General features: G+C 59.5%; 13 protein-coding genes. 12 read left to right on the top strand and 1 reads right to left on the bottom strand.

From position 1 onward, the window contains the following. The first annotated feature begins 597 nt into the window (after nucleotides 1-597). The 3 genes from ACIPOO_RS21835 (at nucleotide 598) to ACIPOO_RS21825 (ending at nucleotide 3,153) form a co-directional block, all read left to right on the top strand. Nucleotides 598-1,530 (top strand): ketoacyl-ACP synthase III, encoded by a 933-nt coding sequence (locus ACIPOO_RS21835; protein ID WP_274132361.1) that lies wholly within the window; start codon nucleotides 598-600, stop codon nucleotides 1,528-1,530. A gap of 79 nt (nucleotides 1,531-1,609) precedes the next feature. Then, a complete protein-coding gene (locus tag ACIPOO_RS21830) occupies nucleotides 1,610-2,905 on the top strand; it encodes a motility associated factor glycosyltransferase family protein (RefSeq protein ID WP_400609749.1) in 1,296 nt (431 codons plus the stop codon). Further along, nucleotides 2,902-3,153, top strand: coding sequence for a hypothetical protein (locus tag ACIPOO_RS21825; RefSeq protein ID WP_400609747.1), 252 nt, complete (start codon nucleotides 2,902-2,904; stop codon nucleotides 3,151-3,153). The genes ACIPOO_RS21830 and ACIPOO_RS21825 overlap by 4 nt, the downstream gene beginning before the upstream one ends. A gap of 55 nt (nucleotides 3,154-3,208) precedes the next feature. Here the strand turns inward: ACIPOO_RS21825 and ACIPOO_RS21820 are convergent, their stop codons facing one another. Then, nucleotides 3,209-3,607 (bottom strand): hypothetical protein, encoded by a 399-nt coding sequence (locus ACIPOO_RS21820; RefSeq protein ID WP_400609745.1) that lies wholly within the window; start codon nucleotides 3,605-3,607, stop codon nucleotides 3,209-3,211. A gap of 420 nt (nucleotides 3,608-4,027) precedes the next feature. Between ACIPOO_RS21820 and ACIPOO_RS21815 the strand changes: the two genes are divergently transcribed. The 9 genes from ACIPOO_RS21815 to ACIPOO_RS21775 all read left to right on the top strand — a co-directional run bounded on the left by ACIPOO_RS21815 (nucleotide 4,028) and on the right by ACIPOO_RS21775 (nucleotide 13,507). After that, nucleotides 4,028-5,158 carry a flagellin gene (locus ACIPOO_RS21815; protein ID WP_400609743.1) on the top strand — a complete coding sequence of 377 codons (1,131 nt, stop codon included), beginning with the start codon at nucleotides 4,028-4,030 and terminating at the stop codon, nucleotides 5,156-5,158. Between the two features lie 282 nt (nucleotides 5,159-5,440). After that, the gene (locus ACIPOO_RS21810) at nucleotides 5,441-6,289 is read left to right on the top strand and encodes a flagellin domain-containing protein (protein ID WP_274132365.1); all 849 of its coding nucleotides are present in this window, start codon (nucleotides 5,441-5,443) and stop codon (nucleotides 6,287-6,289) included. 72 nt (nucleotides 6,290-6,361) lie between these two features. After that, nucleotides 6,362-6,745: a flagellar protein FlaG gene (locus ACIPOO_RS21805; RefSeq protein ID WP_274132366.1), complete on the top strand. Its 384-nt coding sequence runs from the start codon at nucleotides 6,362-6,364 to the stop codon at nucleotides 6,743-6,745. Nucleotides 6,746-6,822: 77 nt separating this feature from the next. Beyond that, nucleotides 6,823-8,247 (top strand): flagellar filament capping protein FliD, encoded by a 1,425-nt coding sequence (gene fliD, locus ACIPOO_RS21800; RefSeq protein ID WP_400609740.1) that lies wholly within the window; start codon nucleotides 6,823-6,825, stop codon nucleotides 8,245-8,247. A 121-nt stretch (nucleotides 8,248-8,368) separates the two neighbouring features. Next, nucleotides 8,369-8,764, top strand: a complete 396-nt coding sequence (gene fliS / locus ACIPOO_RS21795) for a flagellar export chaperone FliS (RefSeq protein ID WP_274132368.1) — start codon at nucleotides 8,369-8,371, stop codon at nucleotides 8,762-8,764. 12 nt (nucleotides 8,765-8,776) lie between these two features. Next, nucleotides 8,777-9,073, top strand: a complete 297-nt coding sequence (gene fliT / locus ACIPOO_RS21790) for a flagellar protein FliT (protein WP_400609738.1) — start codon at nucleotides 8,777-8,779, stop codon at nucleotides 9,071-9,073. Between the two features lie 170 nt (nucleotides 9,074-9,243). Beyond that, the gene (fleQ, locus tag ACIPOO_RS21785; protein WP_274132370.1) at nucleotides 9,244-10,719 is read left to right on the top strand and encodes a transcriptional regulator FleQ; all 1,476 of its coding nucleotides are present in this window, start codon (nucleotides 9,244-9,246) and stop codon (nucleotides 10,717-10,719) included. A gap of 122 nt (nucleotides 10,720-10,841) precedes the next feature. Then, nucleotides 10,842-12,083, top strand: coding sequence for a sensor histidine kinase (locus ACIPOO_RS21780; RefSeq protein WP_400609736.1), 1,242 nt, complete (start codon nucleotides 10,842-10,844; stop codon nucleotides 12,081-12,083). Continuing rightward, entirely contained in the window at nucleotides 12,080-13,507 is a 1,428-nt protein-coding gene (locus ACIPOO_RS21775; RefSeq protein WP_274132371.1) for a sigma-54 dependent transcriptional regulator, read from the top strand. The genes ACIPOO_RS21780 and ACIPOO_RS21775 overlap by 4 nt, the downstream gene beginning before the upstream one ends. Nucleotides 13,508-13,676: the final 169 nt, after the last annotated feature.

Below are 13,676 nucleotides of genomic sequence, written 5' to 3'. Positions count from 1 at the left end.
ATGGCCCATCATGGCGTGCCCCCGGAACGGCGCCGGAGTCGAGGGAAGTCCGAAGGACCCCAGCCAGGAGCAAATGGTTTGCCTACTTTCCCGAAAGAAAGTAGGTCGCCCGTAAGGGGCGAAACCCACCAGTCCAACCACCGCGAAAACCGATATACACCCCATCTCAGCGTCGATAAAAGACCCGGAGCGTCGCGAGCGCAGCTACCACACAAAGCGTGGGAACGATCAAATGCCTCCGCCGGCAAGCCTGCTGCTACTGGATGGGGGTCGTCCAGCCCTGCAAAACACCGCGCCTGACACGCACACCCTCATGACCCTTTCATGTCAATTGACTGTCCGAAACACACGCCACCCTTGCACAGCACCGACCGGTCAGCTAAAAGCTTGTAAAACTTTTGGTGACCTGTGAGTCATAACGGGCATCTTCACTGTATCGTGCTTGCAGGTAATGGAAGCATCAGGCTGATTCCACAGACATTCCGGACAGCCCGGCGCCTTCGCATTTGCCATTTTTTCGGCCTCAAGCCCCGGATTTCAATGCCCCGCCCCCAGGGCTGCGGGTGATGTTCAGCAGTTTTTGATTGGGAAGCCATGATGATTGGCATTAAAAGCATAGCGAGTTACGTGCCAGCAGCCGGCGTTGACAATTACGCTCAGGGTGCCAAATTCGGGAAGGATGAAGACTTCATCCTTGGCAAGATCGGTTCTGCTTTTCTGCCTCGCAAGGACGACACACAGGAAACCTCCGATCTGTGCGTCGAAGCCGCCAACCAGCTGTTCGCCAACAACCCCGAACTTTCCCGCGACGCCATCGACGTGGTCATCGTCGTCACCCAGAACGGTGATGAAGAAGGGCTGCCGCACACCGCAGCCATCGTTCAGCACAAACTGGGCCTGCCGACCCACGTCGCCGCGTTCGACATCTCCCTGGGATGCTCGGGTTACGTCTACGGCATCTACGCGCTCAAGGGTTTCATGGAAGCCGCAGGCCTGAAAAACGGCTTGCTGATTACCGCCGATCCGTATTCCAAGATTGTCGACCCCGAAGATCGCAACACCACCATGCTCTTCGGCGACGCCGCCACGGCCACCTGGATGGGCGAAAACGCGCCATGGCAGCTGGGCAAGTCCAAGTTCGGCACCGATGGCTCTGGCGCCGAATTCCTCAAGACCACCAACGGCGCGTTCTACATGAACGGTCGGCAGGTGTTCAACTTCGCCCTGGTCAAGGTGCCTGCGCACCTGAACGAACTGCTCACCGATTCGGGCCTGCAATCGTCCGAGATCGACGCATTCTGCATTCACCAGGGCAGTGCCGCCATCGTTGACGCCGTGGCCCGCCGCTTCGAAGACGGCAGCCACCCGGAAAAATTCGTCAAGGACATGCTCGAGACCGGCAACACCGTGTCGTCGAGCATTCCGCTGCTGCTGGAAAAGCACCTTCTCAACGCCAGCTGGAAGCGCGTGGCCATTTCAGGCTTCGGTGTAGGGTTGTCCTGGGGCTCGGCGATCATTTATCGTCCTTGACCCTGAGTCAGTCAAAACGGCGACACTGAATTTCAGGTCGCCGTTTTTTTATTTCCATCGTTTGCCAAGGACCGCGCGCATGAGCGAGATTTTCCAGCGCAACTTCGCGATCATCGAACAGCGCTGGCCCCAGGTCGCTCAGCGGTTGTCGGCTGAAGACGCCGAAGCCGTGCCCGCGCAACTGCTCGAAGGCCATGGCTCGACCCTGAGCATCGCCGGCATTCAGCTCACCAGCCGCCACGACCGGGTCGCCGAGGCGCGGTTGCAGGCGGCGAGCCTGCCCGCCGACAGCGCCGAGATCCATGTGTATGGCACAGGGCTTGGGGATCTGCAGCGCGTCCTGCTGGCGTCCTCCACGCTGCAAAACCTGCACCTGCACATCCTCAACGGCGCGATCTTCGCCCTGGTGTTGCGCCTGCTGGAACAGGATGACTGGCTCACAGATCCCCGTGTGAGCCTGGCCTATGCCGACGGGCACGCGGAAATTCAATTGCCGTTCTTCGCGCTCCCCGCCGAGCTGGTGCTGGCCGAAGACAGCAGCGCCCGGATCCGGGACCGATTGGTGAGCGAGATCCACCTGAGCTTCAACAACCGCGAGTTCGCAGCCGACCACCCCGACAACATCGCGCGGCTGGAGCAGGGCAGGGCACTGCTGCGCAGCGACACCGATGTGGGCGAACTGTTTGGCACTGCGCTCGGACGCGACGTCTTCGTGATCGCCACCGGGCCAAGCCTGCAACAGCATTTGCCACGGCTGAACCTCATCAGCGATTCGACCGAGCGGCCGCTGTTGATATGCGTTGACACGGCGCTGGTCCCATTGAGCCGCCACGGCATTCGGCCGGATCTGGTGGTCAGTATCGATCACAACATCACCCAGCGTCATTTGCCCCCCGAAGCCAGCGCAAACGTCGCGCTGGTCTACTTGCCGCGGCTCGACGCCGAGCTGCTCAGCGCCTGGCAGGGCCCGCGCTACGTCGGTTACTCGGCGAGCCCCATGTACACCGCCATTCGCCAGGACATCCCCAAGGCGCAATTGCTCGCCGCCGGGAGCGTCATCCATCCGGCCATCGACCTGGCGGTGAAGATGGGCGCCGCCCGCATCACCCTGTTCGGCGCCGACTTCGCCTTTCCCGGCGACAGGACCCACACCGGCTGGCAGGACGGCGAACTGGGCCCCGAAATGAGCATCGCCAAACACTGGGTCCGTGACGGGCGCGGCAACAAGGTCAAGACCCAGCTCAATTTCCGCAGCTACCTGATCGAACTCGAGCGCTACATCACACTCCATCCTGAGGTGAAATTCCTCAACACCAGCCGCGACGGCGCACTGATCGCCGGCACCGAATTCGACCCAGACTGGACCGCACCATGACCTCCCGGACCCAAATCATCGAAGACGCCGTCCACTGCGCGCACCTGTTCCGGCTGGGGCGGGATATCGAAGGGGCGTTGAAAATGGTGGATGTGATCGATGCGGCGATGCCGCTATTCTCGGCCCGCCCGCCAGAGGATCAGGCACATCTGGCCCGGATCATGAGCGCGATACTGCAGAGCCAGGAATGCCAGGATTGGCTAGCTGTGGCGGATGCTTTGGAGTATGAGCTGGTGGCGATTGTGTGAGGTCTTCGGGATGAGGGCTGGCCAGCCTGGCCAACCCTCGAGATGACGTGGAGTATCAGTCAGTCATCCAGAAACGCAGGCGATAATTGAAAGGTGAGGACCACCTGCTCACCGAGCGTACTGCCCCGCAGTTATTGTAGCTTTGCGAGCCTGTCGAACTGGCGTCCCATTTTGTGGTGTTGCCTCCGTAATATTTGTGCCATCCACGAAAGTTGCAAGACTTTCCAGATGCTCCGGTGTAAGTGATATTGACGTCGCTCGTGTGGTCTGGAAAGTTCAGAGTGACGGACTCGCTTTCCCCTGGTGAAAGGATTTTCGGAAACCCCGAAGCGTAGGTTCTTATCGTTTCCGAAGACAGGTTTTGTACTTCTACAATTACTTCCGTTGCAGTGGCGTGCGTCGCAGTCACTGCAATGGATAGTGTTGTGATGAATAAAAGTGTCGTGGTGTTCATATGCCTTCCTCTGGGTTAATAAATGGTGTCTCGTTATTTGGCCTGCGATTTCACGTAAGCCGGTTCTGCTGGCGAAGGAAAGACAGCCATTTCCCAGGACGTTGTAGGAAGGTTCTCGGTTGGAGCCTGTTCGGCGAAAGCTTCTGGGCGTAATGGGTTTTCACAAGCGTTAATGAATCGGGTTGTTAAAATTATTTTTGTTCTTATCATTTATTCCAGGAAGTCTTTTCATGTTCGTAGGTTGAGGCTGGAATACCCCTGCATTTGTCGTGATGGCATATGGAGTGATTATGCCGTTTCAACTTTTACTGGCTAAAGCCCGTTAGCGCCTCGTCGATAAGCCAATTGTAGGTTTTCCGGGCGAAATGGACTTCCCCGCTTTTTGAAAACCTGCCGTTTCTATCAACGAGGGAATTCAAAATGGCTTTGACCGTAAATACCAATATTGCGTCACTGGGTGTTCAGCGTAACTTGAACCGGTCTTCTGATTCGTTAAGCACAGCGATGACTCGTCTATCGTCCGGGTTGCGGATCAACAGTGCAAAGGACGACGCGGCAGGGATGCAGTTGGCGTCTCGGCTGACTACTCAGGTGAGAGGTATGACTGTGGCGATGCGCAACGCAGGAGCCGCGATGTCGATTATTCAAACTGCTGAGGGCGCGCTGGACCAGTCCATGAATAATTTGCAGCGCATGCGAGACCTGGCCATGCAGGCAGCGAACGGGGATAAGGGGCCGAAAGAGCGAGCAGCTTTGAATGCCGAGTTTTTAAAGCTGAATGCTGAAATATCACGCTCTGCAAAAGGTACGACGTTTGGTGCAGAGCTTCGACTGTTGGATGGCAGTGCGGGGGAGCTAAGTTTTCAGATTGGCGCGAACGTTGGTGCTACCGAAAAGATCAGTCTCACGCTCAATCAGGACTTCGCTTCCGAATCGATCCTGGCTGCGAGTGAGGATCGAGCTGCTGTACCGGCAGACGCTACCTCTTCAGGGTCGAAGGCCATAGTGAAAGGGGACTACACCCCTTTGTCGATCGATGGCTCAGGTTTTCGGCTCATTTCCGATAGCGTAACCCAGGCGATGACCGACGCGGTTGATACTGCGAAAACAGAACTGACTGCTGCGGAAGCGGCGTTTGCGGCTATCGCTGCTCCTGTCCAGACCGATATCGACACCCTGGATACTGCACGCAAGAAGTTATCTGACGCTGAAAAGGTCGTAGGGGACGCCAAGGCGTCAGACGGCGCCCTCAACAAAGCTGCGCGTATCGAGAACATTGAATACACCGTCACGGTGATTGACCTCGCTATCAGTAAAATCAATGCCGCTCGTGCAGACCTCGGTGCCAACCAGAACCGGATGGCCAGTGCGATGGAAAACCTCCAGAACATGGTGAAGAACGCCGAGGCTTCCAGAGGGCAAATTCAGGACGTCGACTTCGCCGCCGAAACCGCCGAACTCACCAAACAACAAACCCTGCAACAAGCCTCGACCGCCATCCTGGCCCAGGCCAACCAGCTGCCGTCGGCTGTCCTCAAGCTGCTCCAGTAACCATCTCAAAAGCAGGATCCGCGCACGACGAATGTCGTGCGCGGCTTCAAGGCCCGAGAAATCAACGCGTTGCTTGCGTGATTAAAGCTTTCCAGGGTTGCGCCGAAACGCTGTGTAACCCCCGTCAAAAAAGCAGGGGTGGCGCTCTGGTGGCAAAAAATTTTCAAAAGCCCCTAAAGCTCCTTGCAGATACGACGATAAACATTACGAAGGTTCTCTAGGCCACACCCGGCGGTTGCCAGGGCCGGATAGCCGCAGCACCCAACCAACGAGGAATTCATCATGGCTTTAACCGTTGCTACCAACACCACTTCCCTGGCCGTTCAGAAAAACCTGAGCCGCGCTTCTGACGCTCTGTCGACTTCCATGACCCGTCTGTCCTCGGGCCTGAAAATCAACAGCGCAAAAGACGACGCCGCTGGCCTGCAGATCGCCACTCGCGAAACTTCGCAAATCCGTGGTCAGACTGTAGCTATCAAGAACGCCAACGACGGTATCTCGATCGCTCAGACCGCTGAAGGCGCTCTGCAAGAATCGACCAACATTCTGCAACGTATGCGTGAACTGGCTGTTCAGGCCCGTAACGGTACCAACAGCTCGGCTGACCGTGACGCTCTGCAAAAAGAATTCGTGCAGATGCAATCGGAACTGGACCGTACCGCAGGTTCGACCAACCTGAACGGCAAGAACCTGCTGGACGGCTCGGCTGGCACCATGACCCTGCAAGTCGGTGCTGACACTGGCTCCGCCAACCACATCGACATCGTGCTGAGCAGCAAGTTTGACTCCGCATCCCTGTCGGCTGGCAGCGGTACCATCTCGATTTCCGGTACCAGCGCCAACTTCAGCGGCAACATCGACAAGGCCATCACTGCCATCGACCTGGCAATCGCCAACATCGGTGCAACCCGTGCTGACCTGGGTGCTGCGCAAAACCGTCTGACCAGCACCATCTCCAACCTGCAGAACATCGTGGAAAACACCACTGCTGCACAAGGCCGTGTACAAGACACCGACTTCGCAGCTGAAACCGCTAACCTGACCAAGCAGCAGACTCTGCAACAGGCTTCCACCGCTGTTCTGGCCCAGGCTAACCAACTGCCATCCGCTGTACTGAAACTGCTTCAGTAATATCGGAATGAGTTTTGGCGGAGGAGTGTGCTTGCGTACTCTTCCGCCTTTTTACGTTGAGAGGTAGTAGACATGGACATGACCGCCAAGCTCAATCAGTCTTACGCTGCTGTACAACCCCTGCCTGCGGTCGCGGACAAGCCTGCTGTCACCCCTCAAAAAGCCGTCACCCCGGTGCCTGACACCGCCAAGGCCGATGCGCAAACAAGTAAAGACTCGCATTCCGAAAGTGATCCCGACGCATTGAAAGCCGCAGTCCAGGAAATCGAAAAGTTCGTTCAGTCGGTGCGCCGCAATCTGGAGTTCTCGATAGATGAGGCTTCGGGCAAGGTCGTCGTTAAAGTGATTGCCAGTGAAACCGGCGAAGTCGTGCGGCAATTGCCCTCTGCAGAGGCGCTGAAGATCGCCGACAGCCTGCAGAACGCTCACAGCTTGTTGTTCGACGCAAAAGTGTAAGTGGCATGAAACGTGAACGCGGTACTTTTGAACGGTGACTTAGTCAAAAGACCGACTCAAACTGAAGGGAGACACACATGGCTAGTCCAATCACTCCATCCACCGGTCTCGGATCGGGCCTGGCAATTGGCGATATCGTCAATGCCCTGGTCGCTTCCGACAAGCTGGCCAAGCAGACGCAGATCACCACGCAGACCAAGCTGGTCACTACCAAACTGTCCGGGATCGGTACCCTGCAGTCGGCGGTGTCTGCATTTCAGACAGCCCTTAAAGGCCTTTCTGACGCGAAGAACCCGTCATTCAACGGCTATGCGGCCAAGTCGTCCGACGAAACCAAGCTGACCGTCACCTCCGACAACAATGCGGTGCCAGGCAACTACACCGTTGAAGTCGGCAATATCGCGACCAGTTCCAGCGTCGCCACCGCTGCCTTTTCCGGCGGCACTGCCAGTGCCATTCCGAGTGGTAACCTGACCATCACTCAAAATGGCATTTCCACCAGCTACACCATTCCTGCCGGCGCCACCCTGGCCTCGGTGGTCAAGCAGATCAACGCCGATACCGACAGCACCAAGATCAGTGCGAACATCATCACCGACGCCAACGGTTCGCGTCTGGTGCTGGGTTCGACCACCACCGGTGCCGGCTCCGATATCACCACCACCAGTGATATCGCAGGCTTCACGATCAATGCCAACACCAAGCTCGATTCGACCTCGGGAAGCTCGGCCGGTTACATCGGCGCTCAGGCCGTGGACGCGTCGCTGACCATCAACGGTCTGCCGGTGACCAGCAAGAGCAACACCCTGGATTCGACCCTGGGTGGCGTGACCATGACCCTGGTGGCCAAAGGCACTTCCACCGTCAACGTCGCGACCAACACCGACGGCCTGAAAACCTCGCTGCAAACCTTCATCACTGCCTACAACGCAGTGGTTGCCGCCGTGTCCAGCGTGACCAAGGCGACGATCAGTTCCACGCCCGATCCAACCACCGGCGCCACTGTGACCCCGGCTGCGCTGACCGGCGACTCGATGCCGCGTTCGATCCTGACCGCCATGCGCAACGAACTGGTGACCACCGGTGCCGCTGGTGACCTGTCGGTGCTGGCGCAGTTGGGTATCACCACTTCGCAGACCGACGGTACGCTGTCGCTCAATGACACCCAGTTCAAGGCGGCGATGGACAAGGGCCTGGCCGGTGACGTGCAGCAGCTGTTCAGCGGCACCACCGACAGCAACGGCCTGGTCGCACGCATGAACGCCGCGCTGACGCCCTACACCCAGACCGGCGGCATGTTCGACACCCGCAAGAGCAGCCTGAACACCCAGCAGAACGATCTGCAGGATCAGCAGGCGGCTCTGGACTTGCGCGTGACCAACCTGACCGCGACGCTGACCGCCAAATACAACGCGATGGACCTGGTGGTGGGGCAGTTGAAGGCCTCGGCTTCCAGCATCACTTCGTTCTTCGATTCGTTGAATGCGCAGAAATCCAGCTGATGCTTGACTGATAAACCAGGACCCGGCCAAAGTGCCGGGTTTTTGGCATCTGGGCCTAAAGTTTCTCAAGGCCTCGTCGATATCCTGAATATAGAAACTTCAAGTGGTGTGAGGTAAGTACATGAACCGGATGGCAGCCCTTCGGCAGTATCAGAAGGTCAATTCACACGCGCAGACCGCCGTCGCGACACCGCACCGTCTGGTGCAGATGCTGATGGAAGCGGGTCTTGACCGCATCGCCCAGGCCAAGGGTGCCATCGAGCGCAAGGACATTCCCTCCAAGGGCGTGCTGATCGGCAAGGCCATCGAGATCGTCGGCGGCCTTCGCGAAGGGCTCGACATGGAAAAGCAGGCCGAACAACTGGCGCATGTCGACAACCTGTACGTCTACATGATGAAGCGTCTGGCCGAAGCCAATATCAAGACTGACCCGAAAATTCTCGATGAAGTCAGCGGATTGTTGACTACCGTGAAGGAAGGTTGGGACGCCATTGGCGATCAGCCACCTGTCCTGTAAGAGGAAATCACCATGAGTGCTGCACTCAAGCGAATCGAAGAAACCCGCGAAGCTCTGGTCGGTGCCCTGGCCGAACGTGACTGGGAGGCCATCGGCAAGCTCGATCTGGCCTGCCGTGCCTGCGTTGACGAGGTCATCCGCGAGGCCAGCGACGATGAGCCGCAGTTGCGCAGCAATCTGGAGGAGCTGCTGGGTGTGTACCGCCAGTTGATAGACGTTGCGGTGGAAGAGCGTCAGGCAATTGTCGATGAAATGTCACAGATCCAGCGAGCGAAAAGCGCCGCAAAGGTATACCATCTGTTTGGTTGACGCTTAGGTTGATCGAAAAAATTGTGCGCCATAAAATTGACTGTGTACGGTTTTTTGACTTAACTAGTGATGTTCACTAATTTCTGGTTTGTGTGGCGTTGATCGCACCCCATACAGAGCCAAGCTTGCCCCTGAGCGGGCATCGAGTTGACTAGGGAAGTTGCTATTGCATGTGGCGTGAAATCAAGATTCTGCTAATCGATGACGATAGCCAGCGCCGCCGTGACATGGCGGTCATTCTGAATTTCCTCGGCGATGAGAACCTGTCCTGCTCCAGCACTGACTGGCAGCAAGTGGTAGGCGCTCTGGCGTCCACTCGGGAAGTCCTTTGCGTGCTGGTTGGCACCGTGAACGCCCCGGGCAGTCTCCAGGGGCTGCTTAAGACCATCGCTGCGTGGGATGAGTTCCTTCCTGTCCTGCTGATGGGCGAAAATTCTTCGGTCGACCTGGCCGAGGACTTGCGTCGGCGCGTGTTGTCCACCGTCGAAATGCCCCCCAGCTACAGCAAGCTGCTGGATTCCCTGCACCGTGCCCAGGTCTATCGCGAGATGTACGATCAGGCCCGCGAGCGCGGTCGCCAGCGCGAACCCAACCTGTTCCGCAGCCTGGTCGGCACCAGCCGTGCCATCCAGCACGTGCGCCAGATGATGCAGCAGGTGGCCGACACCGACGCCAGCGTGCTGATCCTGGGCGAGTCGGGCACGGGCAAGGAAGTGGTCGCGCGCAACCTCCATTACCATTCCAAGCGGCGTGATGCGCCCTTCGTGCCGGTCAACTGCGGCGCGATCCCGGCCGAGCTTCTGGAAAGCGAACTGTTCGGCCACGAGAAGGGCGCCTTCACCGGTGCGATCACCAGCCGGGCAGGGCGTTTCGAGCTGGCCAACGGTGGCACGCTGTTTCTCGATGAAATCGGTGACATGCCGTTGCCGATGCAGGTCAAGCTGCTGCGCGTATTGCAGGAGCGCACCTTCGAGCGCGTGGGCAGCAACAAGACCCAGAGCGTCGATGTGCGGATCATCGCGGCCACCCACAAGAATCTCGAAGACATGATCGAGACCGGCGGTTTCCGTGAAGACCTGTACTACCGCCTGAACGTGTTCCCGATCGAGATGGCGCCGTTGCGTGAGCGTGTGGAAGACATCCCGCTGCTGATGAACGAGCTGATCTCGCGCATGGAGCACGAGAAGCGCGGCTCGATCCGGTTCAATTCGGCGGCGATCATGTCGCTGTGCCGTCACGGCTGGCCGGGCAACGTTCGCGAGCTGGCCAACCTGGTGGAGCGCATGGCGATCATGCACCCGTACGGGGTGATCGGTGTCGCTGAACTGCCGAAGAAATTCCGCTACGTCGACGACGAAGACGAGCAACTGGTCGACAGCCTGCGCAGCGACCTGGAAGAGCGCGTCGCCATCAACGGCCACACGCCCAACTTCGCCAACAGCGCCATGTTGCCGCCTGAAGGCCTGGACCTGAAGGACTACCTCGGTGGTCTGGAGCAGGGCCTCATCCAGCAGGCGCTGGACGATGCCAACGGGATCGTCGCACGGGCAGCCGAGCGCTTGCGTATCCGTCGTACCACGCTGGTGGAAAAGATGCGCAAGTACGGCATGAGCCGTCGCGAGGGCGATGATCAGGGCGACGACTGACACCCGATTGACGCGTCAAAAATAAACCGCTGATTTTTCAGCGGTTTTTTTTCGGCACGAGGATTGCTAAGTCTCTTGCAACATACCGTTTAACTGACGGTTCGCCACGCGAGAGATCATTTATGTCCCAGGCCGCTCCGATGTCTTCCAAACCTGCCACGACAGCGGGTTTGCAAGTGCAGCCGTCCCCGGAATTGGAAAGTCGACAAGGGTTGGAGCAGGCATTCGCCCTGTTTAACCAGATGTCGGCGCAATTGACGGATTCCTACAGCCTGCTGGAAGCGCGGGTCACCGAGCTCAAGGGTGAGCTGGCGGTGGTCAGCGCCCAGCGCATGCAGGAACTGGCGGAAAAAGAGCGCCTGGCCAATCGTTTGCAGAACCTGCTGGACCTGCTGCCAGGTGGCGTGATCGTCATCGACGCCCACGGCATGGTGCGCGAGGCCAACCCCGCGGCGCTGGACCTGTTGGGTGAGCCGTTGATCGGCATGCTGTGGCGCCATGTCATCGCACGTTGTTTCGCGCCTCGCGAAGACGACGGTCATGAAATCTCCCTGAAAGACGGGCGTCGCCTGTCGATCTCCACCCGCTCCCTGGACGCCGAGCCTGGCCAGTTGGTGCTGCTCAACGACCTGACTGAAACCCGTCATCTGCAAAGCCAGCTGGCCCGCCATGAGCGCCTGTCGTCGCTGGGGCGGATGGTCGCATCCCTTGCCCATCAGATTCGTACGCCGTTGTCGGCGGCCATGATCTACGCCAGCCACCTGACCGAGCAGGCCCTGAATACCGAAACCCAGCAGCGCTTCGCCGGCCGCTTGAAAGAGCGCCTGCATGAGCTGGAGCACCAGGTGCGCGACATGCTGGTGTTCGCCCGTGGCGAATTGCCCTTGACCGACCGCGTAAGCCCCGCGGGTCTGCTCGGCGCGCTGGAGTCGGCGGCCCAGACCCATGTGCGCGATGCGGCGGTTCGCTGGCAGTGCGACAGCCTCGACGGCGAGTTGCTGTGCAACCGCGACACGCTGGTGGGGGCGTTGCTCAATCTGATCGAAAACGCGGTGCAGGCCAGTGCCGGGGCATCGCGTATCAAGGTTCATGCGTACAGTCGCGGCGCGACGCTGCGGCTGTGCATCAGTGACAACGGCAGCGGCATCGACGCCGCCGCGCTCGCCCGTATCGGCGAACCCTTCTTTACCACCAAGACCACGGGCACGGGCCTGGGGCTGGCGGTGGTCACGGCGGTCGCCCGGGCACATCAGGGGCAGGTGCAATTTCGCTCGCGTCCGGGGCGGGGCACCTGTGCCATCGTTTCCTTGCCGCTGGTTCCAGGCACCGGCGGTGCAGTGGCTGGAGTGGAGAACCCATCATGACGATCAAGGTGTTGCTGGTCGAGGACGACCATTCTCTGCGCGAGGCCCTGGGCGAAACCCTGGCGCTGGCCGGCCACGATTACCAGGCCGTCGGCTCGGCCGAGGAAGCTTTGCTGGCAGCAGGGCAAGCCTCGTTCAACCTGGTGGTCAGTGACGTCAACATGCCGGGCATGGACGGCCATCAGTTGCTCAGCCAGTTGCGCAGCCGCTATCCGCAGTTGCCGGTGCTGTTGATGACCGCTCATGGCTCGGTGGATCGAGCCGTGGACGCGATGCGTCAGGGCGCTGCCGACTACCTGGTCAAGCCATTCGAGCCCAAGGCGCTGCTGGCGCTGGTGGCCCGACATGCGCTGGGACGCCTGGGGCCTGCCGATGGCGAGGGGCCAATTGCGGTCGAGCCTGCCAGCGTCCAGTTGCTCAACCTGGCAAGCCGGGTTGCCAAAAGTGATTCCACCGTGCTGATTTCCGGCGAGTCGGGAACCGGCAAGGAAGTGCTCGCGCGCTTCATTCACCAGCAGTCACCCCGGGCAGGCAAGCCGTTCATTGCCATCAACTGCGCGGCAATCCCGGACAACATGCTCGAAGCCACCCTGTTCGGCCACGAGAAAGGCTCCTTTACCGGCGCCATCGCCGCCCAGCCGGGCAAGTTCGAACAGGCTGATGGTGGCACCATTCTGCTCGACGAGATTTCCGAAATGCCCATGGGCCTGCAGGCCAAGCTGCTGCGGGTGTTGCAGGAGCGCGAAGTTGAGCGGGTCGGTGCGCGCAAGCCCATCGAGCTGGACATTCGCGTGCTGGCCACCACCAACCGCGACCTGGCGGGGGAGGTGGCGGCAGGGCGCTTCCGCGAAGACCTGTTCTATCGTCTGTCGGTGTTTCCGCTGGCCTGGCAGTCGCTGCGTCAGCGTCCTGCCGACATTCTGCCGCTGGCCGAGCGTCTGCTGGCCAAGCACGTCAATAAAATGAAGCACGCTCCGGTGAGCCTGTCGCCCGAAGCGCAAAAGTGTCTGGTCGGGTACAGCTGGCCAGGCAACGTGCGCGAACTGGACAACGCCGTGCAGCGGGCGCTGATTCTGCAGCAGGGCGGGGTGATCCAGGCCGAGGACTTCTGCCTGGCCGGTCCCGTGAGCTTTGCATCGGCGCCACTCGCAGCGCCGGCCCTTCAGGTTTTGCCGACGCTGCCGACAACGCCGGGTGTCATGGAATCGTCGCCGGAAGCGGCGGGCGGTGAAATGGCCGGTGCGCTGGGGGAAGATCTGCGCCGCCGGGAGTTCCAGATGATCATCGACACCCTGCGCGCCGAGCGCGGCCGCCGCAAGGAAGCCGCCGAACGCCTGGGTATCAGCCCGCGTACCTTGCGCTACAAGCTGGCGCAGATGCGTGATGCGGGAATGGATGTCGAAGGGTATCTGTTCGCTTCTTGAGCTTTGCAATGAGCCTGTGGGAGCGGGCTTGCCCGCGAATGGGGTGTGTCGGGCCGCGCGTTTCGCCTGACGCTGCGCCTTCGCGGGCAAGCCCGCTCCCACAGGTTTGTCTATTCGGTAACCACCCAAATACTTTCATGAAAAGCTGGCACAGTGCCTCTATTGGTCT

Origin of the sequence: Pseudomonas sp. NPDC090201 (assembly GCF_044746825.1) — a bacterium.
GTDB lineage: Bacteria > Pseudomonadota > Gammaproteobacteria > Pseudomonadales > Pseudomonadaceae > Aquipseudomonas > Aquipseudomonas putida_AD.
The sequence above is the reverse complement of the archived record's forward strand: the minus strand, read 5'-3'. Positions and strand labels throughout refer to the sequence as shown.

Coding starts and splice junctions, on each gene's coding strand:
- ACIPOO_RS21835 (WP_274132361.1), top strand. CDS start 598: ATGATTGGCATTAAAAGCATAGCGAGTTACGTGCCAGCAGCCGGCGTT.
- ACIPOO_RS21830 (WP_400609749.1), top strand. CDS start 1,610: ATGAGCGAGATTTTCCAGCGCAACTTCGCGATCATCGAACAGCGCTGG.
- ACIPOO_RS21825 (WP_400609747.1), top strand. CDS start 2,902: ATGACCTCCCGGACCCAAATCATCGAAGACGCCGTCCACTGCGCGCAC.
- ACIPOO_RS21820 (WP_400609745.1), bottom strand. CDS start 3,607: ATGAACACCACGACACTTTTATTCATCACAACACTATCCATTGCAGTG.
- ACIPOO_RS21815 (WP_400609743.1), top strand. CDS start 4,028: ATGGCTTTGACCGTAAATACCAATATTGCGTCACTGGGTGTTCAGCGT.
- ACIPOO_RS21810 (WP_274132365.1), top strand. CDS start 5,441: ATGGCTTTAACCGTTGCTACCAACACCACTTCCCTGGCCGTTCAGAAA.
- ACIPOO_RS21805 (WP_274132366.1), top strand. CDS start 6,362: ATGGACATGACCGCCAAGCTCAATCAGTCTTACGCTGCTGTACAACCC.
- fliD (WP_400609740.1), top strand. CDS start 6,823: ATGGCTAGTCCAATCACTCCATCCACCGGTCTCGGATCGGGCCTGGCA.
- fliS (WP_274132368.1), top strand. CDS start 8,369: ATGAACCGGATGGCAGCCCTTCGGCAGTATCAGAAGGTCAATTCACAC.
- fliT (WP_400609738.1), top strand. CDS start 8,777: ATGAGTGCTGCACTCAAGCGAATCGAAGAAACCCGCGAAGCTCTGGTC.
- fleQ (WP_274132370.1), top strand. CDS start 9,244: ATGTGGCGTGAAATCAAGATTCTGCTAATCGATGACGATAGCCAGCGC.
- ACIPOO_RS21780 (WP_400609736.1), top strand. CDS start 10,842: ATGTCCCAGGCCGCTCCGATGTCTTCCAAACCTGCCACGACAGCGGGT.
- ACIPOO_RS21775 (WP_274132371.1), top strand. CDS start 12,080: ATGACGATCAAGGTGTTGCTGGTCGAGGACGACCATTCTCTGCGCGAG.